The following is a 23,801-nucleotide window of genomic DNA, read 5'->3' on the forward strand; positions in this document are numbered from 1 at the left end:
CTTAGAGATCGATTGCGCCGATGACCTCGCCGTACGGCGTCTCGCCGATCGGGGCGAAGCCGATGTGCAGGAAGAACCCCTCCGGTCCCTCCTCGCCGCGCTCCCAGAGCACGGTGACGCGCTCGAACCCGCGGCGCCGAGCCTCTTCGATGAGCGCCTTGACGGCGAAGGTGCCGACGCCCGTTCCCTGCTCCTCGGCGTCGACGTTGATGCGCCAGAGCGCTGCCTTGAACTCCTCCTGGGAGGCGTCGGGATCGAAGTTGCCGTGGATGAACCCGACGACCTCGTCATCGCGCAGGACGACGCGCTGCCACGCCGTGTGCGCGGGCGTGACCGCCGCTGCCGCCGCGTAGGAGACGGGCGTGATGAACTGCTCCTGGCCCCGCTTCAAGCCCAGCGTATTCACCGCGACGATGGTCGCTGCGGAAAGCTCTTCGAGTCTCAGGTCGCTCATGAATCAAGGCTAGCGCCTCGCGCCGTTCGCGCAAGGAGAAGGTGCAGGATCTTCGGCGGCCGCTCCGCGGCGCCGGCGGCGGGCCCGACGCGGATCGGGGTCGGTTTCGGGGCGTCGCCGGGTCGGCGAGTGCCCGGAGATCGACCCCGATCCGGAAGCGGGCACGAGCGTCAGGAGAGGCGAGCGCCCGACTCCCCGTCGAATACGTGCACTCGCGAGGGGTTGGGGGCGAGAGTGACGGTCTCGCCGGCCTCCGGGTGCACGCGCCCGTCGACCCGCGACACGACCTCGGTGCGCACTCCGTCGACGTCGGCGTGCCCGTACAGGTAGCCGTCGGCGCCGAGCTCCTCGACGAGATCGACCTCCACCCGTATCCCGGCGTCTCCCTCCGGCACGACCGTCAGATCTTCCGGCCGCATGCCGATGGTGAGCGCCCCGCTCGCCGCGGCGCTGCGGATGGAGGGTTCCAGGGGAATGTCGAGCGATCCGGATCGCGCCGCGTCGCCCGTGATCGTCGCAGGCAGCAGATTCATCGCGGGCGACCCGATGAAGCCGGCCACGAACACGTTGTTCGGGGTCTCGTACAGGTCGCGCGGAGTGCCGATCTGCTGCAGCACACCCTCTTTGAGCACAGCGATGCGATCGCCCATGGTGAGCGCCTCGGTCTGATCGTGCGTCACGTAGACCGTGGTCACGCCGAGCCGGCGCTGCAGGGACGCGATCTGCGTGCGGGTCTGCACGCGCAGCTTCGCGTCGAGGTTCGAGAGCGGTTCATCCATCAGGAAGACCTGAGGCTGGCGCACGATGGCGCGGCCCATCGCGACGCGCTGCCGCTGGCCGCCCGAGAGCGCCTTCGGCTTGCGGTCGAGGAACTCCTCGAGGTCGAGCATCCGAGCGGCCTCGCGCACGCGCTCCTCGCGCTCCGTCTTCGAGACGCCGGCGATCTTGAGGGCGAAGCCCATGTTGTCGGCGACCGTCATGTGGGGGTACAGCGCGTAGTTCTGGAAGACCATCGCGATATCGCGATCCTTCGGGGGAACGTCGGTGACGTCGCGCTCGCCGATGAGGATGTGACCGCCGTCGATCTCCTCCAGCCCGGCCAGCATGCGCAGCGTGGTGGATTTGCCGCAACCCGATGGGCCGACCAGCACGAGGAACTCACCGTCCCCGATGTCGAGGTCGAGCGCATCGACCGATGGGCGCGAAGCACCCGGGTAGACCCGGGTGACGTTGTCGAACGTAACTGTTGCCATGATGAACTCCTCTGCCGGCAGGCACGTGCCGGACGATCCGTTGCAGTGGAAGACGGCTGCATCGCCGTCGGTACCCGGTTCGGGTGAGACCCACATTAGGGGAGCGATGGGGCCAGGCGCTACGGGTGAGGCGCACGCGACGTGCGGCGGCAGGAGGGCCGCAACGGGGCGGCATCGGGGCGAATATATCTCGATGTCGAGATACTCAAACGGACTCGGGTAGAATGAATCCCGGCTCATATACGACGAAAAACGGGAGAAGCGTTGGCGAAGATCAAGGTTGAAGGCACGGTCGTCGAACTCGACGGCGACGAGATGACCCGCATCATCTGGCAGTTCATCAAGGACCGCCTCATCCACCCGTACCTCGACGTCACGCTCGAGTACTACGACCTGGGCATGGAGCACCGCGACGCCACCGACGACCAGGTGACGATCGACGCGGCCAATGCCATCAAGAAGCACGGCGTCGGCGTCAAGTGCGCGACGATCACGCCCGATGAGGCCCGCGTCGAAGAGTTCGGCCTGAAGAAGATGTGGCGCAGCCCGAACGGCACGATCCGCAACATCCTCGGCGGCGTCGTCTTCCGCGAACCCATCATCATCTCGAACATTCCCCGCTTGGTGCCCGGCTGGAACAAGCCGATCATCATCGGCCGCCACGCGCACGGCGACCAGTACAAGGCGACCGACTTCAAGGCCGGCCCGGGCAAGGTCACACTGACCTACGAGCCCGCCGACGGCTCCGAGCCGCAGCAGTTCGAGGTCGTCACCCTGCCCGAGAACGGCGGCGTGATCCAGGGCCAGTACAACTTCAACGACTCGATCCGCGACTTCGCTCGCGCATCGTTCAAGTACGGTCTCTCACGCGACTACCCGGTGTACCTCTCCACGAAGAACACCATCCTCAAGGCCTACGACGGCCAGTTCAAGGACATCTTCCAGGAGGTCTTCGACGCCGAGTTCAAGGAGCAGTTCGAAGAGCGCGGCCTCACCTACGAGCACCGACTCATCGACGACATGGTCGCCTCGGCCATGAAGTGGGAGGGCGGCTACGTCTGGGCCTGCAAGAACTACGACGGCGACGTGCAGTCGGACACCGTGGCGCAGGGCTTCGGCTCGCTCGGACTCATGACCTCCGTGCTGATGACCCCCGACGGTCAGACGGTGGAGGCGGAGGCCGCCCACGGCACCGTCACTCGCCACTTCCGTCAGCACCAGCAGGGCAAGCCGACGTCGACCAACCCCATCGCCTCGATCTTCGCCTGGACGCGCGGCCTCGCGCACCGCGGCAAGCTCGATCAGAACCAGGCGCTGATCGCCTTCTCCGAGACCCTCGAAGACGTCGTCATCAAGACGGTCGAGTCGGGCAAGATGACGAAAGACCTTGCGCTGCTCGTCGGCCCGGATCAGGGCTACCAGACGACCGAGGAGTTCCTCGCTTCGATCGACGAGAACCTGGCTGCCCGTCTGGCCTAGTGCGTTCGGCGCGAATGCGCGCGGTGAAATGGGGATCGGTGCTTCGGCGCCGGTCCCCGTTTTCGTGTGCCCGGGATGAGCGGGTGCGGCTTCGGTGAGAGATTCGGCTTCGGTGAGAGCTGAGCCCGGCTGTACGACTCACCGAAGCCGAATCTCACACGGCGGCACCGCGACGGGCGGCATCGCGATGGGCGGCACCGCGATGGGCGGCGGCCTCAGCCCCGCATCGTCGACTCGCGCACGTCGAGCGTGGCTCGAGGCACTTCGAGCGGCACCGCGAGCGGCGTGCCCTCGGCGAGGTGCACGGCGACTTCGACGGCTCGCGCCGCGATCCCCTCCGGGTGGAGGTCGAGCGTGGTGACGCTGGGCTGTGAGATGCGGTTCTGCAGCGCTCCGGAGCCCGCGGCGAGCAGCAGGTCCTCCGGCACGCGGATCCCGTGGCGGTGCGCAGCGGCATTCAGTCCGGCGGCGTGGCGGCCGGTCAGGCAGAAGAGCCCGTCGGGGCGGGTTCCGGTCGCCGCGCCGAAGAACCGTTCGATCGCGGCCTCTCCGATGCGCTCGCCCTCCGCTTCGGGGAACGCTGCGATGTCGGGTGTCTGGCCCCGACGCTCGCACCAGGCGAGGTAGGCCTCTTCCGACTCCCGGTTCCAGGCGTTCTGATCGGTGCCGGTGAGCAGCGCGACGCGTTCGGCACCCGCCTCTGCGAGGTGGTCGAGTGCGAGCTCCGTCTCCTCCCAGTCGCGCGTCGCGAGCTCGATGAACTGGCCGCGCCGCGCGGGGTCGGAGCCGACGGAGACGAACGGGATGTGGCGTTCGGAGAGCATCGTGAGCACCGGGTCGTTCGCGAAGGGCTCCGACACGATGTACGCGTCTGCTGCGGTGGCGCTCAGCGGCGCTCCGGGGCGGGTGGGGTCGTCGACGAGCATCATGCTGTAGCCGCGCTCCATCGCCGCGAGTGAGGCCGCGCCGGCCATCCTGAGGAAGTAGTCGACGCCTTCCGGGAGGAAGGTGTCGAGCGATCGCAGTGGCCGAATCACGAGTGCGAGCAGCCCGAGGCGGGAGTTCTGCAGCCCTCGGGCGATCGGACTCGGCCGATATCCGATCTGTCCCGCGACGAGGGCGATGCGGTCGGCCGTCTCCTGCCGCACGACGCCCTTGCCGTTCAGGGCGTGCGAGACGGTGGTGGGCGAGACGCCGGCGGCTTTCGCCACGTCTTTGATGGTTGGTCGCCCGCTCGCTTGCACCTCGTCAGAATAGCCGGTCGGCTGTGGGCGGGCGGAGCGATTCCCAGGCGGCCCTCGGCCGATCCGTCACCGAAACGTGACAACCAAACCGTTTTTCACAAACCGTTTTGGGTGCTAGCATCGCCGATGGGTCTTCGCTCGGCGGGTGTCGGGATGAGGAGCTTCAACGATGAAACTTCGAATGGAGAACAACGTGAAATTCGCACCGATTCGGGCGTCTATCGCCCTGCTTGCCGTCGGGGGCCTCGCCCTCGCGGGCTGCGCGACCGGAAGCCGCGGAGGTGACGCCGCGACACCGTCGGAAGACACGGAGCTGCTGCAGACCACGCCGGAGGCCACCGCGGAAGCCGACACCGTCGCCTGGAACTCGACCTACGGTGAGCTCGCCAGCCTCGACCCGGTCAAGGCCTTCAACTATCCCGAGAACACGATCGTGTCGAACCTCTGCGAGCCGCTCTTCGAGATGCAGCCGGACTTCTCGGTGCAGCCGAACCTCGCGACCGAGTCCAACACCGATGACGGGAAGACCTGGGTCTTCGGCATCCGCGACGACGTGACGTTCTGGGACGGCACGCCGATGACGGTCGACGACGTCGTGTACTCGATCAAGCGCCACCTCGATCCCGCCGAGGGCAGCTACTGGGGCGGTGGTGTGGTCGCCAATATCGCCGAGGTCGCTGCCACGGGTGAGAACGAGGTCACGATCACGCTCCAGACCCCCGATTACACGCTGCCGTCATCGCTCAGCACGATCATCGGCGTCGTCGTGCAGCAGGCGCAGCGCGAGGCCGCGGGTGAGAACTACGGAAACCCTGAAGCCGGCGTGATGTGCACCGGCCCCCTGAAGTTCACGCCGGGCAACTGGAAGCAGGGGCAGTCGATCACGCTCGAGCGCTACGACGACTACTGGGATGCCGACGGAAAAGCGATGGCGAAAGAGGTCAGCATCGGCTTCGTCGTCGACCCGACCGCCATCGCGAACGGCCTGAGCACCGGCGAGATCCAGGGCTCCTATGACGTGCCGCTGCCCGCCCTGAATCAGCTGGGATCGAGCGAGACCGGCGAGCTGTACGCCGGCCAGGGCATGCAGAACATGGCGATCATCTCCACCGGCGAGGGCGTCTTCGGCGACCCAGCGGTGCGTCGGGCGCTGACTCGCGCCACGGATCGTCAGGCGATCGCCGACACCGTCTACGAGGGCACGGGAACACCGGCGCGCTCGGTCGTGCCGCAGTCGCCGTGGGACGCGGTCGAGGAGACGTCGCCCGGCATCGCCGACCTGCGCGACGAGCAGCTCCCGGACCTGAGCTTCGACATCGAGGCCGCGAAGGCCGAGCTGGAGGACGCGGAGGTCGACCTGACCCAGCCGATCAAGATCGCCTACCCGAGCGAGCGCAGCTTCTACGCCGACATCCTGAACGAGATGGCGAACGGCGCGAAAGAACTCGGCATCACGCTGGAACCGACCGGAGTGCCCAGCGCCCAGTTCGGCGCCTTCTTCTCCGATCCGGAGGCGCGAGCGGGGTACGACGGGTTCGTCACCACCAACTACCTGAGCGCACCCGATCCGCTGCTGCATCTCATCAGCGTCGCCAAGACCGGCAGCGATCAGAACTACTCCGGCTTCTCCGATCCCGCCGTCGATGCGGCGCTCGACGCGGCCATCGGCGAGAGCGACGATGCCGAGCGGGCGAAGCTGACGGTCGAAGCGGAGGCTCTGATCATGCAGGAGCAGCCGTGGGTGCCGATCAACGACCTCGCGGTGCGCATGTACATGGACGAGAGCATCACCGGTGCTCCTGCGTCGTTCGTGTACCTCTACTACCCGTGGGCCGCTGACCTCGGCGCCACCGCCTGAGCCGAGTACCAGCAGGAAGGGATCGTCCATGGTCTACGTGTTCAAACGGCTCGGCGCGCTGCTCGCCGTGCTGATCGTCTCGAGCTTCATCGTGTTCTCAGGCATGTACCTGGCTCCGGGAAGCCCCGAGCAGTTCCTCGTGCAGGGGCGAACGGTGAGCCCTGAGGTGCTCGCCTCGATCCGTGCGCAGTACGGCCTGGACGATCCCTTCCTTCTCAGGTACTGGCATTGGCTGATCGATGTGCTCCAGGGCAACCTGGGGCGCTCGCTGGTCACTCAGCAAGACGTCACGACGCTCGTCGCGACCCGCATCCCGACGACGCTGTACCTCGCCGGTTTCGCGGCCCTGCTCATCATCGTGTTCGGGATCGGCCTCGGCGTGCTCGCCGCGACCCGTTCAGGCGTGTTCGAGAAGATCGTCGTGTTCGGATCGAACCTCGGGTTCGCCGTCCCCACGTTCTTCGCCGCACTGGTGCTCATGTTCATCTTCGGATCCAATCTCGGCTGGTTCCCCGTCTCGGGCTCCGGCGAGGGATTCCTCGATCGGCTCTGGCACCTGACGCTCCCCGCAATCGCGCTCGCGTTCCCCGGCATCGCCGTGGTCGCGAGGATCACGCGAACCGCGGTGCGGGAGGAGCAGGGATCCGAGCACGTGATCATGGCGATCGCGCGCGGAGTGCCGAAGCAGCTGGTGCTGTGGCGGCACACCATCCGGAACTCGATGCTGCCGGTGACGACCGTCATCGGCACGCAGGTCGCGGGGCTGCTCGCCAGCGCCTTCGTGATCGAGTACGCGTTCACGCTCGACGGCATCGGATCGCTGCTCGTGAACTCCGTTCAGAAGAAGGATTTCGCGGTGGTGCAGGCGATCGCGCTGGTCATGGTGCTCGCATTCGGCATCGTCAACCTCATCGTCGATCTGCTGTACTCCGTGATCGATCCCCGAGTCCGTCTCAGCAAGGGAGTGACGACACGATGACATCCCAGAAGCCCGCGAGCGAGCCCGGCACCGGCACTCGCTCGCAGAACACCATCGCGGTGCAGCTGCTCCGCAAGCACCGGGGCGACGTGCCCGTGTCGGGCTGGCGTCTGCTGAGGCGCCGCCTCGGGCCGGTCGGCGTCGGCAGCCTCATCGTCATCGCGCTGGTGGTGCTCATGGCGATCCTCGCTCCGATCATCGCCCCCTACGATCCGTACGCCGGCGCCGTCACGGCCCGCCATGAGGCGTGGAGCCTCGCGCACCTGCTCGGCACCGACCAGTCGGGCCGCGACATCCTCTCCCGGATCATCTGGGGCGCCCGCACGAGCCTCATCGGCCCGACCATCGTCACGATCGTCACCGCGGTGCTCGCGACCCTGCTCGCACTCACGGCGGTCTGGTTCGGCGGAAAAGTGGACGCCTTCATCAGCCGCATCCTCGACATCCTGTTCGCGTTCCCCAACATGCTGCTCGCGATCCTCGCCGTTGCCATCTTCGGGCCGTCGATCCTCACCGCCTCCCTGGCGCTCGCGATCGGGTTCGTCCCGTACTCGGCGCGCGTGATCCGCTCGGTGGCGCTTCGCGAGCGCAATCTGCCCTACGTCGCCTCGGCGCGCCTGCAGGGGATCTCGGGCTTTCTCATCACCGTTCGCCACATCCTGCCCAACGTGCGCACGCAGATTCTGACCGGCATGACCATCAACTTCGGGTACGCGATGATCGAACTCGCGGCGCTCTCCTTCCTCGGGCTCGGCGTGCAACCGCCGACTCCCGACTGGGGGCTCATGGTCTCCAACGGTCAGGCTTCGCTGCAGCAGGGGTTCTGGGAGCAGAGCATCTTCGCAGGCCTCGCCATCGTCATCACCGTGGCGGCGTTCGGCTACGTCGGTGAGCAACTCGGCGGACGTCGTGCCGCAGGAAGGATCCGCTGATGCTGCAGGTCGATTCACTCGTACTCACGGTCACCGACCCGGATTCGGGTCAGGCCACCGAGATTCTGCACGGCAACTCCTTCACCCTCGGCTCGGGCGAAGCGCTCGGCCTCGTCGGTGAATCGGGCTCGGGCAAGTCGATGACCCTGAAGTGCATTCTCGGCATCGAACCCTCGAGCGCGCGCGTCGAAGGCTCCATCGAGCTCGATGGCACCGACCTGCTCGGCTCGGGCGGCGAAGAACTCCGCCGGATCCGCGCCAATGATCTCGCCCTGATCTCGCAGAATCCGCACGGATCGCTGAACCCCGTGCTGCCGGTCGGCCGCTTCCTGATCGAGGGCATGAGCGACGCCCGTTCGCTTCCCGCCGCACAGGCGCGAACGCGTGCGGCGGAGCTGCTGCGCCAGGTCGGCATCGATGACACGGAGCGCGTGCTGCGTTCCTATCCGCATCAGCTCTCGGGCGGCATGCTGCAGCGCGTCGTGATCGCGGGAGCCATGTCGGGCGACCCGAAGCTGCTGCTCGCCGATGAGCCGACCACCGCTCTCGACGTCACCACCCAGGCCGAGGTCGTCGCGATCCTCGATGAGAAGCGCCGCGAGCACGGGCTCTCGATGATCTACGTCACCCACGATCTCGACCTCGCGGCGGCGATCTGCGACCGGCTCGCGGTGATGAAGGACGGCGAGATCCTCGAGATCGGCACTCCTGAGGAGATCCGGGATCGGCCGAAGACGGAGTACACGAGGACGCTCATGTCGGCGCGGCCGCAGCTGTACCCCGATGGGGCTCCGCAGCAGGCTCCCGGCACCGGCCCACTGACGAACACGGAGGATCGCGCATGACCGAGACGTCCCCTGCCCAGTCGGCGACGCGGGGCGATGCAGCCCCCATCATCGAGGTCGAGCACCTCGAGCGCACCTTCCACCTCAGCCGCACCGCGAGCGTCACCGCGCTCGACGATGTCTCGTGCGCGCTGCGAGCCGGCACCTGCCTCGCGGTCGTCGGCGAATCGGGTTCCGGGAAGTCGACCCTGGCGCGCGTGATCGTCGGGCTCGAGACGGCGGACGCCGGAGAGGTGCGAATCGCAGGGACGCCCGTGCGGCCCACCACCTCGCGGCGGGCGCTGCACGAGCGCGCCAAACTCGTGCAGATGGTCTTCCAGGACCCGCAGGGGTCGCTCAACCGCTCCCTGCCCGTCGCGGCGACGATCAACGAGATGCTGCAGGCGCACCGCCCCGATCTCGACCGGGCCGGGCGCCGCGCACGTCTGCTCGAGCTCTTCGCGGAGGTCGGTCTCACCGAGCGTCACGCCGACGCCAAGCCGGAAGCCCTCTCCGGCGGGCAGAAGCAGCGCGTCGCGATCGCGCGGGCCCTCGCGGCCGAGCCGGAGGTGCTCGTGCTCGACGAAGCCGTCTCCGCGCTCGACGTGTCGGTGCAGGCGCAAGTGCTGGATCTGCTGAAACGGCTGCGGAGCGAGCACGGCCTGTCGTACCTGTTCATCACCCACGATCTCTCGGTCGTGCGCGACATCGCCGACGACGTCGTGGTGATGCGCACCGGGCGCATCATCGAGCGCGGCACCGTCTCCGACATTCTCGACCGCCCCACGGATCCGTACACCCGCCTCCTCCTCGCCTCGGCGCCCCGCCCCGGCTGGAAGCCGCGTCGTGGGCTTCGCGACGCTCTCATCGGCGGGGCTGATCGCACGCCGTGACACCGGCGACGACGTCGCCCTCACGCTCCGCGGGCACTCGCCCGACCCTCCACAGAAAGCACTGCTGCATGACTACACAGACCGATCGCCTGCACCTCGACGTCACGGGTGCGACCGCCCATGAACTCGGGGTGAGCCGCGGCTCAGCACTCCGCGGCTCGCTGCCGACGGCTTACGCGAAGTACGCCGAACTCTTCCGCATCCTGGGCGTCTCCGAGGAGATGGAACGCGATGGCGTCTCTCGCGTGGTGGCGGCGGTGGATTCGTGGCGCCCCGAGCTGCTCGAGCAGCTCAGGGGTGTCGCTGACGGAGCCGGTGTGCCGTTCGAGCACGTCGTCGCACTGAACGCCCGCACCGAGCTAATCGCACTCGGCGCCCGAGGCGCGAGCGAGTGCTCGACGGTCACGGCCCGCCTCGGGGACCACCGGCTCGGCGTGCAGACCTGGGACTGGCACGTCGAACTCGACGCGTACTGGCACACGCACACCGTGACGGGGCACGGGCTGCGGTATGCCGGTCTCACCGAACAGGGGATCCTGTCGAAGATCGGCGTGAACGAGGCCGGGCTGGCACTGCACTTCAACATCCTCGGTCACGCGAGCGACGGACCGGATGGCATCCCCATGCATCTGCTGTCGAGCACGGTGCTGTCGGAGTGCGCCTCCGTCGATGAGGCGGTTGCGCTGGTGCGCTCGGCGCCGATCGGATCGTCGTCGGCCTTCACCATGCTCGACGCCGCGCGCGCGGTCTCGCTCGAGATCAGCCCGGTCGGGATCTTCGAGATCACGGAAGTCGAGGGGTCGGTGCAGCGAACGAACCACTTCCAGCACGCTGAGCCGCTGATGGCGCAGAAGAGCGAGATCTACGAACCCGATTCGACCGAGCGGCTCGACCTCGTGCGCGAGCGGCTGGCCGCTGGCGTGCCGGAGTCGTCGACCGAGCTCGTGCGCCTGCTGCGCTCCGAACCCGGTCAGCCGCCGCTCACCTGCATTCCCGACATGTCGAAGGAGTACGGCGATCGGTGGGGCACGCTCGCGACGATCGTCACCGACCCCGACGTCCGGACGATCCGGATCTTCGACGGCATGCCGCAGGCCAGTGAAGCCGGGGAATGGCGCGTGCTGACCGTCTGACGGGCGCGGCCGCTCTGCGCGGCCGCAGCTTGGGATCGCCGCAGCGGGTCGCCGCAGCTTCGGGTCGCCGCAGCGGGTCGCCGCAGCTTCGGTGAGCGATTCGGCTTCGGTGAGACAGTTCGCTCGCAGAACTCCTCACCGAAGCTGGATCCCGCACCGATGCCGCGGGCGCCGGCTGGCACTGGCATGGGCATGCAGCACACTGCTGCATGCAGCGCGCCACTGGCATAAAACGTTTTACTTGCCTAGGCTGACCGTACGCACCGCGTCCGATGTGATGCGCAGCGCCGCTCACGCCGCAAGGAGTCCCTCATGCACACGTATCCGAGTTACGTCGCTCCGTCAGGTCGCGCCATCGTCGAGTTCGTGAGGGATCACCCCTTCGCCGTGCTCGCGACGTCGACCGGTGGGGCGCCCGTCGCGACCCACGTCCCCATCGTCTTCCCACCGGAGGTCGAGCCGGGGGAGACTCTGGTCGGCACGCGCCTCTGGGGGCACATGGGGACGGCGAATGCGCACTGGCGGCAATTCGCTGAGCAGCCTGATGCGCTGCTCGTCTTCGCGTCGTCCCACGCGTATGTGTCGCCCAGCGTCTACGAGTTCACCCCGGCCGTGCCGACGCTCGACTATGCGACGGTGCACCTGACCGGCCGCGTCACCGTGCTCGAAGCGGCGGAGGCGAATCTCGCCGTCGTGGAGCAAACCGTCGCGCAGCTCGAGGGCGCGCGGGGAGAGCCGTGGGACCCCACGGAATCGAGGCATGTGTTCGAGAAGATCCTCGACGGGGTGGTGTCGTTCACGATCGACATCGAGAGCGAAACGGCGATGTTCAAGCTCAGCCAAGACATGCCGGCGGACGTGCACGGCCGCGTGCGGCACGACTTGCTCGAGGGGGATCACCTGCACCCCGACGTCGCCGAGCTGATGGAGCAGGTCGGGATCGACTGCCCGCACCGGGCGCGAGAATGAGGCACAGCAGGCGGCGCACTGCACTGGGCTGACCGCGCCTGGTCCTGCCTCACTCCGCGCGTTGCGACGACCTCCGCACGATGAGTTCGGAGGCGACGAGGCGCCGCCCTTCCGGGGCCTGGCCGCGCGTGATTCGCGCCAGAAGCTCGACCGTCTCCCTCGCGAGCACTTCGGGCCTCAGGTCGATCGCGGTGATCGGCGGCTCGGCGGTTCGCGTCTGCGCTGCATCCGTGCCGCAGGCGAGGAGGTAGTGCTCGGGGGCGACGTAACCGCGCTCTCGCATCGCCTCCTGGATTCCGGCGGCATGGCGCCCCGTCAGCGAGTAGATGGCATCGGGCACGCCGTTCGCGAGGAGCTGCGGAACGAGGTCCCGCCCCCCGGCCTCGCCGAGCCCCTCCGGGCTGCGGAAATGGCGCGGGGTGGCGCCGTGTTCCGAGCACCACTGCAGGTACGCCGATTCGGCATCGGCGTTCCACGAGTTGTCGTCGGTGCCCCCGACGAAAGCGATGCTGCGGGCGCCGCCTTCTGCCAGGTGATCGAGCGCGGTGCGTGTTGCGGCAGCGTCGTCGGAGGCGACCCAGTTCGATGCCTCGGGCTTGCCGGGGTCGCGCCCGAGGGTGACGTAGGGGATTGACCGGCTCTCGAGGAGATCCACGACGGGGTCGTCGCGCACGGGGTCCGTGACGACATAGCCGTCGAGTGAGAACGCCAGTGGTGTCACCGGCCCCTTCACGAGATCGGCCACCTGCATCAGGCTGAGGCCGTGGTCGAGCGCGCTCACCGCGGCGGCACCGGCGAAGCGGAGGAAGTAATCGACGCCGGGCGGGCTGTAGTTCGCGAGCGCGTCGAGCGGTCGGAGCACGATGCCGATGACGCCGATCTGCGAACGGCGGAGACCGCGCGCGAGCGCGTCGGCCTGGTAGCCCATCGCGGTGGCGATCTCCCGGATGCGCGCACGAGTCTCCTCGGAGAGTGTTCCCTTTTCGTTGAGGGCGTGCGACACCGCCGTGATCGATACGCCAGCTCGAGCGGCGACGTCCTTGATGGTGACGTTGCGGTGACCGGCCATTCGTCCTCCTCGCATCCTGTGAACGACCCTAGTGGCAATCGCGGGCATAAATCGATACATGCATCGTTTGATGACAATTCGGTTACGTCATTGCATAAAACGATTTGTGAAGCTAGCTTGATGACTCAGGGCATTCCGCACCGAAGCGGAGCCGCGGGACTCGTCACGCTGCGAACCCCACTCACCACAGTCTGTCGAAGGAGTCACTACGGTGTTGAAACTCTCACGAACGCGCGTCAGGACCGCATCCGGCGCCGCACTCGCACTCGGGCTCGCGTGCGTGCTCAGCTCTTGTGCAGCGCCGCCTTCGAGCGGCCCAGCCGTAGCGCAGGAGGAGGCGGCTCCCGGCTTCTTGGCGGTCGCCGACTCGGCGCTCGACGGGCAGGGCGCGCTCACCGTGCAGCTCGACTACGACACGAGCGAAGCCGACGGTCTCGACCCGGCAACAGCGCAGACCGCCCGCTCATGGAGCATCATGGGCCTCGTCTACGAGACGCTCGTCACCACCGACGAGAACTTCGAGATCCAGCCCGAGCTTGCCACCGCCTGGGAGCAGCCCGACGACACCACGTACGTGTTCACCATCGACACGACCGCGACCTTCTCGAACGGGCGGGCCGTGACCGTCGACGATGTCGTCGGCAGCCTGCAGCGCCAGGTCGACAGCATGAGCGTCTGGTCGGGGCAGATGGGGCCGATCGAGTCCATCGAGGCCACGGGCGACGATCAGGTGACGGTGCGACTCAGCAGCCCCTACGCGCCGTTCCTCGCGGCGCTCGCCAACACCCCTGCCGCGATCCTGCCCATGCAGGAGGTGAACGACGGCAGCCTCGACCTCGCAACGACGATGCTCGGCACCGGACCGTACGTCGTCGACGCGCATCGGCAGGATGAATCGTGGACGTTCACGGCCAATGCCGATTGGCGCGGAGGCGACGACCTCGCCGTCCAGACGCTGGAGCTGCAGATCGTCGATCAGGAGACCACGCGTCAGGCCGCACTGCGAGAGGGCAGCGCGGGTCTTGCGAACTTCGGCAGCATTGACGCGCTCACCCAGCTCGCCGATGCCGGCGACGTGCAGGTCGTCAATCAGACGCAGAGCGACTTCTACTACGTCAACGTGAATTCCCAGGTCGAAGGCTCACCGCTGCAGGATCAAGACGTGCGGTTCGCCATCAACACGGCGATCGATCGTCAAGCGATCGCCGATATCGTCTTCGCAGGTGAGACGACTCCGACGGGCGCGACCCCGTCGAACCTGCCAGGGGCGTGCGCCGTGGACGCACTCCCGTCGGAACAGGCCAGTGTCGAAGACGCGCAGAAGCTCATCGAGGAGTCGGGCGCCGGCGACGTCACGCTCGACATGGTCGTCTACACCTCGGAGCCGGTCATGGGTCAGATCGCCCAGCTCGTGCAGCAGCAGCTCGCCGAGATCGACGTCACCGTCAACATCGAGCAATTCGACACCGCGACGTACAATGCTCGCGTCTTCACCGCACAACCGGGCGACTTCGATCTGTCGCTGGGCTGGTTCGCGGGGTACGTCGACCCGTCGATGGTGACGAAGTGGTGGAATCCCGAGCAGGCCGGCTTCAACCTCGGATTCACCGGTCAGCATGACGACCTCAACGCGCTCATCGCTGAAGGAGCGGAAGTCACCGACCCCGATGAACGAGCCGAAGTGCTCACGGAACTGTGCGCGACTGCGGATGAGTACTCCGAGATCGTGCCGCTCGTGCACCGTCCATCGATCGTCGGGTACGACGCCGGAGCGGTGAGCCCGACGATTCAGAGCAACGAGGGCTACGGCGACATCTTCCGGGACATCACCGCGTACCGCCTTCCCGACACGGCTTCCGAGTAACGAAGGACGGGCATGCTGCAACAACTCCGCTGGTCGGCCGGGCGGGTGATGAGTGCGCTCATCACCCTGCTCGGTGTGTCGATCCTGATCTTCACCGCGGTGAGACTGATGCCGGGAAGCTACGAGGACATCATTCTCGGCCCGCTCGCCTCGCCGGAGGAGCGGGCGGCACTCGCCGCGGCCTACGGCCTCGATCAGCCCCTCATCATCCAGTACTTCTCCTGGATCGGCCAGATCGTCTCCGGCGACCTGGGGACCTCGTTCGTCACCCAGAGCCCGGTCAGCGCCGAACTCGGCGCGCGGATCCCGGTGACCGCCCTGCTGACCGTCATGGCCCTCATCATCACGGTCGTGATCGGCATCCCTCTCGGAGTGTGGACCGGGGTGCGCGCAGGCGCGAAACAGGGCGGTGCCGTCGGTCGCATCGTGTCGGGCCTCGGCATCAGCGTGCCGGAGTTCGTGCTCGGCAGCGTGGTCGTCTTCGTCTTCTCCCGATTGGCGCTCGGCATTCAGGTCGGCGGCTTCTCACGCATCGGCTCGGGATTCGGGCCGACGTTCCAGGCGCTCCTGCTCCCGGCCGTCGTGCTCTCGGTGTTCTGCGTCGCGGCCGCGGCCCGCACCACGCGCGACGCCGTGATGAACGTGCTCGTCGAGCCGCACATCGCCGCCGCGGTCGCCCGAGGTGAGACGCCGTGGCACATCGTTCGCCACCATGTGATGCGCAATGCCGGCATCCCCATCCTCACCCTCCTCGCCACCATCACCGCTTACCTGCTCGGCGGTGCCGTGATCGTCGAGACCATCTTCAACATCCCCGGCCTCGGCTCCTTCATGGTGACCGGCCTCGACCGCCGCGACTTCGCCGTCGTGCAGGCATCGGTGCTCTTCGCCGCGGCCGTATTCATCGTGGTGAGCCTCGTGCTCGATCTGATCACGAGCGCGCTCGACCCTCGTGTCGCAGTCACCGGGAAGGCAGGATCATGACCACGTATTCGCTCCCGCTCGTCCGCCGCAAGCGGCCGGCGAGCACGCGCCCCGCCAGAGACGGGCTCTTCGTCGGCGCAGTGGCGACGCTGACCGCGATCGTCGGCATCGCCGTCGTCGCCGCGATCGTGCCGTTCGCCGGCGACCCCGCCAAGATCGTCGGCCCCCGGCTCAGTCCGCCCTCAGCGGCGGCACTGCTCGGCACCGATGCGCTTGGCCGCTCGGTGCTCGCCCGGCTGCTCGAAGGCATCGGCACCACGCTCGTGCTCTCCGCAGTGGCCGTGCTCTGCACCGCGGTGATCAGCATCGTGCTCGGCATGGTCGCCGGGTACCTGGGAGGGTGGACGCGCGAGGGCGTCATGCGCTTCGTCGACGTGCTCTACTCGTTCCCGTCGATCGTGCTCGCCATTCTCATCGCGGCGGTCGTCGGCCCTGGCCAGGTTGCTGCTCTTGCGAGCATCGTCCTGGTGACCGTGCCGCTGATGACGCGGATGGTGAGTGCAGCTTCCCTGGCGGTCGCGAAGCGAGACTTCGTGACGACCGCCAAGATCAGCGGCGTCTCCGGCCCGGTGATCCTCTTCCGTCACGTGCTGCCCAACATCAGCGGCACGATCGCCGTGCAGGGCACCTACGCGCTGTCAGTCGGCATCCTGGTCGAAGGCGGCTTGAGTTTCCTCGGGTACGGCGTGCAGCTGCCGCAGTCATCGCTGGGGCTGCTGATCCAGGAGGGGTCGAGCTACATGGTGCAGGCGCCCTGGCTGCTGTTCGCACCCGCCGTCGTGCTGGTGCTGGCGATCCTCGCCATCAATCTCGTGGGCGACACCCTGCGGGATCGCCTCGACCCGCGCGAGACAAGGAGTCTGGTATGAACGCGGACGCACCCGAGCCATTCGTCTCGATCTCGACCCTCAGCGCGGAGTACCGTTCGCGGCTCGGAGTGACCCGCGCCCTCGAAGACGTCTCGCTCGACATCGCGCCCGGCGAGCTCGTCGCGATCGTCGGGGAATCCGGATCGGGCAAGACGACGATCTCCCACGCCATCGGGCGCATGCTGCCTCGCGCGTGCCGCATCACCGCGGGCGAGGTGCGCGTGCTCGGGCACGACCTGGCATCGCTCGCCCCCGACGATGTGAGGCGGATACGCCGTGAATCGCTCGGCTTCATCCCGCAGGATCCGATCGCTTCCCTCAACCCGACGATGCGCATTCGGCGCCAGCTCGAGCTCGCACTCGCCCCGCTGGGGCGACCGACGGACGCGGCCTCGCTCACGGCGCTGCTCGGGAGCGTGAAGATTCTCGAACCCGAGCGCGTGCTTCGCCTGTTCCCGCACGAGGTCTCTGGCGGCATGGCTCAGCGCATCGCGATCGCGCTCACCATCGCTCGCGAACCGCGCATCCTCATCGCCGACGAGCCGACCGCGTCGCTCGACGCCCAGGTGCGCGACGAGATCCTCGAACTGATCGTCGACTTCGTGCGGCGCTCAGGCGCGAGTCTCATCTGGATCAGCCACGACCTCGGGGCTGTGCGCAAGTGGTGCGATCGAGTCGTGGTGATGCACCGCGGCCGGATCGTCGAGACCGGACCGACCGCACGGGTGCTCGACGCGCCAGAGGCCGAGTACACGCGCGCCCTCGTGGCGGCGATCCCGGCGCGCAAGGGACCGGTCGGCACAACGCCGGATCGCGCGCGGGCCGCATCCAGCACCAGTCGTGCGACGTCGCACCATTCGGAGGAGATCTCATGACGGCGACGGAGACGAACGCGGTACTCGAGATGCGCGATGTGAGCGTCTCGTTCACGAGTGGCGCCGGCGCGAAACGACGCACGGTGCGAGCGATGAACGGCGTCACGCTCGACGTCGCTCCCGGCGAGACCCTCGGCCTCGTCGGCGAATCCGGGTCGGGCAAGACCACGACGGCCGCCGTAGCGCTCGGACTGCGCGCGCCCGACAGCGGCGAGGTGCGTCTGCTCGGCCGACCACTCAGTCGGTCGCGGAAAGCCACGGCCGGCAAGATCCAAGCGGTTCTCCAGCACCCCCACTGGTCGCTCAACCCACGGCGACGGGTGGGCGAATCCGTGCGCGAACCGCTCACCGTCGCGAGACGAGATCTCTCGCGCGAGCAGCAGCGGGCGAGAGTGGGCGAGATGCTCGAGCATGTCGGGCTGAACCCAGGGTTCGCCGAACGCTACCCCCACGAACTCTCGGGCGGGCAACGGCAGCGAGTCTCGGTCGCACGCGCACTCATCACGGAACCCCGCTTCATCGTGTTCGATGAAGCGGTCAGCGCGCTCGACGTCGCGGTGCAGTTGCAGATCCTGTCACTGATTCGCGAACTCCAGCAGGAGCACCGCTTCGGCGCGCTCTTCATCTCGCACGATCTCGGTGCGGTGCAGCGCGTGGCGGACCGGGTCGCCGTGCTGTTTCGAGGCGATCTCGTCGAAACCGCGCCCACCGAGCACTTCTTCGACGCCCCGGCCCATCCCTACTCGCAACAACTCCTGGAGTCCCTGTGAACCCCTCATCCCACGAACCGCACGCGCTCGCAGAGATCGACTCCGGCGCCGTGATCGACCCAGCACCGCGCCTCGCCGGCGCACCCGTCTTCGGCGGACCGGGCAACGGCGACTTCGACCTCGTGCCGCAACGGAGTGATGGACGCGAACGGCTGCGCTTCGACTTCCCCGGTGTGCGCATCGGTTCGGCGCATTACGCGGAGGGGCCGACCGGGGCGACCGTGATCCACCTGCCGGCAGGCGCACGCACCGCGGTCGACGCGCGCGGCGGCGCAGTCGGGCTCGCTGGCGGCTACGACTTCAATCACGCCATCTGCCTCGCCGGTGGCTCCGTGTACGGGTTGGAGGCAGGAGCCGGTGTCAGCGATGCGCTGCTCGAGCGCTTCGAGAACCGCACCGGGTTCGCCGACCTGCAGCTCGTCTCGTCGGCGATCATCTACGACTTCTCAGCGCGCTCCACATCCGTCTACCCCGACCGGAAGCTCGGCCGCGCCGCGTTCGACTTCGCGGTCGAGGGCGAGTTCGCGCAGGGCCGCGCCGGCGCAGGAATGAGCGCCTCTTCCGGGAAGGTGGATTGGGAGCGCACGGAGATCACCGGTCAGGGCGCCGCATTCAGGCAGATCGGGGATGTGCGCATCCTCGCGGTCGTGGTGCCGAATCCCGTCGGAGTCATCCTCGATCGCGCCGGGCGCGTGGTCCGGGGAAATTACGATGCGGCTACGGGAGAGCGCCGCCATCCCGTCTTCGACTACGCCGAAGCGTTCGCCGAGCACCGGGCGGCAGAGACGCAATCGGGCAATACGACCATCAGCGCGCTCATCACGAACGTGAAGATGAGCACCGTCGAGCTGAACCAGTTCGCGAAGCAGGTGCACAGCTCGATGCACCGGGGTATCCAGCCCTTCCACACCGACATGGATGGCGACACCCTGTTCGCCGTGACGACCGATGAGATCGACCTCCCCATCAGTCCCGGCTCATCACGAGGCCGGCTCTCGGTCAATGCCACCGCGCTCGGAGCAATCGCCTCCGAAGTCATGTGGGACGCGCTGCTCGAAGCGGCGAAGTAGCGGGGGACGAATGGACATCATCACGACGACCGTTGCAGGAGTCGGACCGCGAGCGCGCGGCACCGAGATCGGTGCGCGCTTCGGCGCCGAGATCCGCGAGACCGTCGGCGGCTACCTCGACTTCTTCGGGGTGCGCGGACTCACTGAGGATCGCGTGCGCGAGATCGCAGACAGCTGCTTCGACGCGTTGCGCGCCTGGGCTCCCCACCTCGCCGTCGAGCTCGAGGCGACCGCGCTCGCCGCTGAGGTTCCGCTCTGGCAGCTGGCCGCGCTGAACGCCCGAACCGAGGTGCTCGCCGTCGTCGAACCCGACGCCGAGGGGGAGTGCTCGACCGCGGTCTTCGCGCCGCGCGGCCCTCGTCTGCCGGAGAGCATCCAGACCTGGGACTGGCACGAGTACCTGTGCCGCGCGGGGCTCGTCATGTCGTACACGCCGGATGCCCCTGCGGGGGCGTCGGCTTCCACGAGGGTGGGGCGCGTCACGCTGTTCACCGAGTTCGGCGTGCTCGGCAAGATCGGCGTCAATGACGCTGGCGTCGGCGTCCACTTCAACATCCTGCATCACGCGAGCGATCGCGGTGTCGGGGGAGTGCCGGTGCACGCGATCGCCCGGCGCGTGCTCGACGAGGCGACCTCCGTCGATGCGGCGGAGGCCATCATCGCATCGGCGCCGGCCAGTGCGTCGACGGTGCTCACCGTCGTCGCCGGGGCGGACGCCGAGCACCGCGCTGCATGCTTCGAGATCTCGTCGGACGGGCTCGCTGCGGTGCGCCCCGACGAGCAGGGGTGGCTCGCGCACACGAACAACTTCCTCGCCCCGTCCCAGGTGCCGGGGGAGGCGACGCCCGACACCTCGACGACCTACGCGCGCTTCGACCACGTCGTCGCACAGCGGCCGCACATGGCTGGGCTCCCCATCGAGCAGCGCGCTCGGGCGATGGCGGGTGAGGCGGGCGCGTTCGCTCCCATCTGCTTCCGGCCCGACCCCTCCGAGCCGCTGCACGAGCAGTGGTCGACGCTGCTCACGGTCGGCTTCGACCTCGCGGCGGGCCGGCTCGAGTACTACCCGGGCTCACCCGTCGCGATGGCGGAGCACGGCGCGAGCCGATTCGGCTGACCGCCTGACGCTCACCAAATGAGCGGCGGCTTCGCCGCTGGGGTTTCGCCGGCCCGGCTTCGGTGAGAGATTCGGCTTCGGTGAGGCGCTTCGCGCACCGAGCTCCTCACCGAAGCCGAATCTTCCACGGGCGAGCGCGGCGCCCGCCGCGCGCGGTTCAGCGCACCACGGGCACCCCGTCGACGTACGTCGCGACGACGCCGATGGTGGCGAGCTCCTGCGCTGAGACCGAGAGCGGGTCTGCGGAGAATACGGTGAACGCCGCGCGGGCGCCTGGCCGCACCTCGCCCTCGTCGACGACCCCGATCGCGCGGGCCGCGTGGGAGGTGTACCCCTCGAGCGCCTGCGTCGCGGTGAGTGCCTGCTCCGGCTGAATCGGGGCGAGTTCGGGCCGGGCAATCGGGGCGCGGAGGATCGCCTCTGCCATCATCACACGCGGGTCGTACGGGGTGACCGGCCAGTCGCTGCCGAGCGCCAGCACCGCCCCCGAGTCTCGGATGTCGCGGCACCGCCACCCGTGCGACGCGCGCTCCTCGCCGAGTCGCACCGACCAGTTGTCGGTGCGGTCCGCCCGCGTGTGGCGCGTGCCGTGGATGGGCTGCATGCTGGCGGCCACGCCGAGCTCGGCGAAGCGCGGCACTGTGCCGTCGGGGATCGTCTCGATGTGCTCGATGCGGTGCGCAGCCCGGCGGGCGACCGCTCCGAGCGATTCGATCGCGTCGAGCACGAATGCCACGCCCTGATCGCCGATCGCGTGCGTCGCCGTGGCGATCCCCCGCTCCGCGAAGAACCCGAGCGCCTCCCGGTACGCTGCCGGGTCGGTCCAGATGGAGCGGCGCCCCTGGCCGTAGCAGTCGGGCTCGTGCAGCCAGGCCGACCCGTTGTCGACGGTGCCGTCGATCATGAACTTGACGCCTTCCACGCGCCACCTGCGTCCGTGCAGACCCTGCAGTGCCGCGATCTGCTCCAGCGTCGCCGTGGTCGATCCGGGCGGCACCATCGGTGAGAATCGCAACCGGATCGGCAGGTCGCCGCGCGACTCGAGCGTTTCGAGCACCTCCCGGCTGCCCGGGTGGAAGTCCATGACGTGCGTACCGGTGATGCCGCTCGCCGCCATCCCGTCGAGCACGACGCCGAGCCGGTCGGCGAGTTCGTCGGTGCCCTCGCTCGGGATGTGCGCCAGCACGAGGTCCATCGCGGCGAGCTCCAGCAGGTACCCGGTGGGGGCGCCCTGCTCGTCCACGCCGACCGCCGACTCGTCGGGGAACGTCTCGCGCCCGGTGAGGCCGACGGCAGCGATGCCAGCGCTGTTGATCACGGCCGAGTGAGCGTCGCGCAGGCGGAGGAACGCGGGATGCCCGGCGGCGGCGTCATCGAACAGCTTTCCGGTGAATCCTGTCTCGGTGAAGATGTTCGGGTCGGTTCCCCACCCGAAGATCCACGTGCCGGGAGCGGCCTCGGCAGCGGCAGCGGCGATGCGATCCTGCGCCTCTGCGAGCGTGAGATCGGTGAGCTGCACGCCTCGCGTCAGTTCGAGCCCGAACACGATGTGCGTGTGGCCGTCGACGAGGCCGGGCACCAGCGTCGCACCGGGGTGCTCGTCGATGACGGTGCGGTCGCCGACGTGGATCGCCAAATCGTCTCGCGAGCCCACGGCGATGATACGGCCGTCACGGATCGCCACGGCGTCGGGGTCTGCCGGGTGGGAGGCCGCCGCGTCCGCGAAGGTGCGGATGCGGTCCACGGCGATCACGCGGTCGGCGATTTCGAAGGGTTCGGCGGTCGCCGCAGGGGAGGAGGCTGAGTGGGTCATGCTGGTCTCCGGGTCAGTGCTGCTGGACGGGCGCGGTGTCGGGGTGCGCGGCCGCTGCTTGAACGACGGGCACGGCAGTGGTGTTGCCCTGCTCGAATTTGCGGCTGCGGCGCGCGATGACGAAGAGCGCGGCGGCGAACACCACGCTGGGAATCGACACGGTGATCGCGTACTGCAGCGGGGTGAGCAGCCCGACGAGCTGGCCGCCCACCAGGGGGCCGAATGCGACGCCGGCGAGGTAGAAGCCCGACACGAGCACTCCGGTGCGGCCGGTCACGTCCATGATGGCGGCGAGACCGGTGAACAGCACGAGGATCGCGCCGTACATGACGCCCCAGATGAGGATCGCGACGGTGTACGCGAGCGGGGTCGTGCTCGTCACCATGATGAACTTGGTGACGGTGCTGACCGCGATGATGAGGGCGAACGACCAGCTGCGTCCGAGCCAGCGCAGTGCGAGGGGTGCGAGCAGCGCTCCGACGAGACCGCCGAGCACCTTCCCGGCGAGCAGCGAGCTGTTCGTCTCGGGGCTGATGTCGGATTGCTGCGCGAGCACGCTCGTCATCGAGTAGACCATGTCTTCGGTCAGTGACCAGAGCAGGATGGAGACGGCGAAGACCAGAGCGGCGGCTCCGATGGTGGTGCGCATCCGGCCGTCGCCCGTGTCGATGGCGCCGGTCGCGTCGAGTGCGCTCGCCGGCAGATTGGGCAGGCCGCCGGCGAGCAGCAGTCCGATGACCCCGAGCGCAGCGATCACGATGAGCACGGTGCGCAGGTCGTTGTGGAAGATCGGGGCGATGGCGAGCAGCGCGGCCGCGCCGAGGCGGTTGATCACCATGATCGTGGTCACCGTGCGATCGGGGTTGCGGGTCGATGACGCCGCGGCGGTGCCGGTCGCGATCATGATGCCTGCGCCGATGCCGCCGACGATCAGTCCGATCATCACGGTCGGAGTGGTGAGGATCGCGGCGGGAAGCCCGTATCCGACGATCATCAGCAGGAGGCCGACCCGTCCGAGCTTCGGTCGGTCGGCGCGGGCGATGAAGCGGTTCGTCACGAACATGGCGAGCGCGGATCCGGCGGTCATGCCCGTCGCGAGCGCGCCGGCTGCCGCGATGTCGACACCGAGGTCTTGCACCATCGCCGCGATGAGCACGGGCACGAGGTTCGCGGCCATGAGTGCGAACACCCAGGTGCCGACGAACCCGAAGACGACCCTGCCCGTGAGTGCGGCGAGACTGCTTGCGGCGGGATTCGGGGGAGAGGTGTTCGACATGGGACTCCTTCGTCGCGTGATCGGGGTGAGCGCGGCGGACGCCGACGGCGCTCACAAGTGCGGGAACGTTCCCGCA

At 68.2% G+C, this 23,801-nt stretch carries 21 protein-coding genes; 15 read left to right on the forward strand and 6 right to left on the reverse strand.

Annotated elements, in window-relative coordinates; translation table 11 throughout:
• Nucleotide 1: 1 nt before the first annotated feature.
• Nucleotides 2-454 (reverse strand): GNAT family N-acetyltransferase, encoded by a 453-nt coding sequence (locus JE033_RS13445; protein ID WP_200332283.1) that lies wholly within the window; start codon nt 452-454, stop codon nt 2-4.
• A 170-nt stretch (nt 455-624) separates the two neighbouring features.
• Nucleotides 625-1,707, reverse strand: coding sequence for an ABC transporter ATP-binding protein (locus tag JE033_RS13450; protein ID WP_090152476.1), 1,083 nt, complete (start codon nt 1,705-1,707; stop codon nt 625-627).
• Nucleotides 1,708-1,971: 264 nt separating this feature from the next.
• Between JE033_RS13450 and JE033_RS13455 the strand changes: the two genes are divergently transcribed.
• Complete coding sequence (locus tag JE033_RS13455) at nt 1,972-3,186, forward strand: NADP-dependent isocitrate dehydrogenase (RefSeq protein WP_200332285.1); 1,215 nt, start codon at nt 1,972-1,974, stop codon at nt 3,184-3,186.
• Between the two features lie 215 nt (nt 3,187-3,401).
• On the opposite strand, the gene JE033_RS14965 is transcribed toward JE033_RS13455, so the two are convergent.
• Nucleotides 3,402-4,397 carry a LacI family DNA-binding transcriptional regulator gene (locus JE033_RS14965; protein WP_336661791.1) on the reverse strand — a complete coding sequence of 332 codons (996 nt, stop codon included), beginning with the start codon at nt 4,395-4,397 and terminating at the stop codon, nt 3,402-3,404.
• Between the two features lie 202 nt (nt 4,398-4,599).
• Between JE033_RS14965 and JE033_RS13465 the strand changes: the two genes are divergently transcribed.
• From JE033_RS13465 to JE033_RS13495, 7 genes are all read left to right on the forward strand, one after another.
• Nucleotides 4,600-6,288: an ABC transporter substrate-binding protein gene (locus JE033_RS13465; RefSeq protein ID WP_234037525.1), complete on the forward strand. Its 1,689-nt coding sequence runs from the start codon at nt 4,600-4,602 to the stop codon at nt 6,286-6,288.
• 28 nt (nt 6,289-6,316) lie between these two features.
• A complete protein-coding gene (locus JE033_RS13470) occupies nt 6,317-7,267 on the forward strand; it encodes an ABC transporter permease (protein ID WP_090152134.1) in 951 nt (316 codons plus the stop codon).
• Nucleotides 7,264-8,199, forward strand: a complete 936-nt coding sequence (locus tag JE033_RS13475; RefSeq protein ID WP_090152131.1) for an ABC transporter permease — start codon at nt 7,264-7,266, stop codon at nt 8,197-8,199. Before JE033_RS13470 ends, JE033_RS13475 begins: the two co-directional genes overlap by 4 nt.
• Complete coding sequence (locus tag JE033_RS13480; RefSeq protein WP_200332289.1) at nt 8,199-9,044, forward strand: ABC transporter ATP-binding protein; 846 nt, start codon at nt 8,199-8,201, stop codon at nt 9,042-9,044. Before JE033_RS13475 ends, JE033_RS13480 begins: the two co-directional genes overlap by 1 nt.
• Nucleotides 9,041-9,916 carry an ABC transporter ATP-binding protein gene (locus JE033_RS13485; RefSeq protein WP_090152125.1) on the forward strand — a complete coding sequence of 292 codons (876 nt, stop codon included), beginning with the start codon at nt 9,041-9,043 and terminating at the stop codon, nt 9,914-9,916. Before JE033_RS13480 ends, JE033_RS13485 begins: the two co-directional genes overlap by 4 nt.
• Before the next feature lie 68 nt (nt 9,917-9,984).
• Nucleotides 9,985-11,049 (forward strand): C45 family peptidase, encoded by a 1,065-nt coding sequence (locus tag JE033_RS13490; protein WP_200332291.1) that lies wholly within the window; start codon nt 9,985-9,987, stop codon nt 11,047-11,049.
• 312 nt (nt 11,050-11,361) lie between these two features.
• Nucleotides 11,362-12,018 carry an FMN-binding negative transcriptional regulator gene (locus tag JE033_RS13495; protein WP_200332293.1) on the forward strand — a complete coding sequence of 219 codons (657 nt, stop codon included), beginning with the start codon at nt 11,362-11,364 and terminating at the stop codon, nt 12,016-12,018.
• A gap of 49 nt (nt 12,019-12,067) precedes the next feature.
• Here JE033_RS13495 and JE033_RS13500 read toward each other — a convergent pair whose 3' ends face one another.
• Complete coding sequence (locus JE033_RS13500) at nt 12,068-13,087, reverse strand: LacI family DNA-binding transcriptional regulator (protein WP_200332295.1); 1,020 nt, start codon at nt 13,085-13,087, stop codon at nt 12,068-12,070.
• Between the two features lie 211 nt (nt 13,088-13,298).
• On the opposite strand from JE033_RS13500, the gene JE033_RS13505 reads away from it, so the two are divergent.
• Genes JE033_RS13505 through JE033_RS13535 form a run of 7 tightly spaced genes read left to right on the forward strand, consistent with a single transcriptional unit; the run spans nt 13,299 to nt 20,636 of the window.
• A complete protein-coding gene (locus tag JE033_RS13505; RefSeq protein WP_200332297.1) occupies nt 13,299-14,951 on the forward strand; it encodes an ABC transporter substrate-binding protein in 1,653 nt (550 codons plus the stop codon).
• Nucleotides 14,952-14,963: 12 nt separating this feature from the next.
• A complete protein-coding gene (locus tag JE033_RS13510; protein ID WP_090152059.1) occupies nt 14,964-15,935 on the forward strand; it encodes an ABC transporter permease in 972 nt (323 codons plus the stop codon).
• Nucleotides 15,932-16,804, forward strand: a complete 873-nt coding sequence (locus JE033_RS13515; protein WP_090152056.1) for an ABC transporter permease — start codon at nt 15,932-15,934, stop codon at nt 16,802-16,804. Before JE033_RS13510 ends, JE033_RS13515 begins: the two co-directional genes overlap by 4 nt.
• The gene (locus tag JE033_RS13520; RefSeq protein ID WP_234037527.1) at nt 16,801-17,679 is read left to right on the forward strand and encodes an ABC transporter ATP-binding protein; all 879 of its coding nucleotides are present in this window, start codon (nt 16,801-16,803) and stop codon (nt 17,677-17,679) included. The genes JE033_RS13515 and JE033_RS13520 overlap by 4 nt, the downstream gene beginning before the upstream one ends.
• Complete coding sequence (locus tag JE033_RS13525) at nt 17,676-18,449, forward strand: ABC transporter ATP-binding protein (protein WP_090152053.1); 774 nt, start codon at nt 17,676-17,678, stop codon at nt 18,447-18,449. The genes JE033_RS13520 and JE033_RS13525 overlap by 4 nt, the downstream gene beginning before the upstream one ends.
• Nucleotides 18,446-19,519, forward strand: a complete 1,074-nt coding sequence (locus tag JE033_RS13530; RefSeq protein ID WP_200332299.1) for an endo-type 6-aminohexanoate oligomer hydrolase — start codon at nt 18,446-18,448, stop codon at nt 19,517-19,519. Before JE033_RS13525 ends, JE033_RS13530 begins: the two co-directional genes overlap by 4 nt.
• Nucleotides 19,520-19,529: 10 nt before the next feature.
• Nucleotides 19,530-20,636: a C45 family peptidase gene (locus tag JE033_RS13535; RefSeq protein ID WP_200332301.1), complete on the forward strand. Its 1,107-nt coding sequence runs from the start codon at nt 19,530-19,532 to the stop codon at nt 20,634-20,636.
• Between the two features lie 157 nt (nt 20,637-20,793).
• Here the strand turns inward: JE033_RS13535 and JE033_RS13540 are convergent, their stop codons facing one another.
• Both JE033_RS13540 and JE033_RS13545 read right to left on the reverse strand, forming a co-directional pair.
• Complete coding sequence (locus tag JE033_RS13540) at nt 20,794-22,449, reverse strand: amidohydrolase (protein WP_200332303.1); 1,656 nt, start codon at nt 22,447-22,449, stop codon at nt 20,794-20,796.
• Nucleotides 22,450-22,462: 13 nt separating this feature from the next.
• The gene (locus tag JE033_RS13545; RefSeq protein WP_200332305.1) at nt 22,463-23,725 is read right to left on the reverse strand and encodes a sugar MFS transporter; all 1,263 of its coding nucleotides are present in this window, start codon (nt 23,723-23,725) and stop codon (nt 22,463-22,465) included.
• Between the last annotated feature and the right edge of the window lie 76 nt (nt 23,726-23,801).

This window comes from Leucobacter sp. L43, assembly GCF_016597785.1.
In the GTDB taxonomy this organism is placed as follows: domain Bacteria; phylum Actinomycetota; class Actinomycetes; order Actinomycetales; family Microbacteriaceae; genus Leucobacter; species Leucobacter alluvii.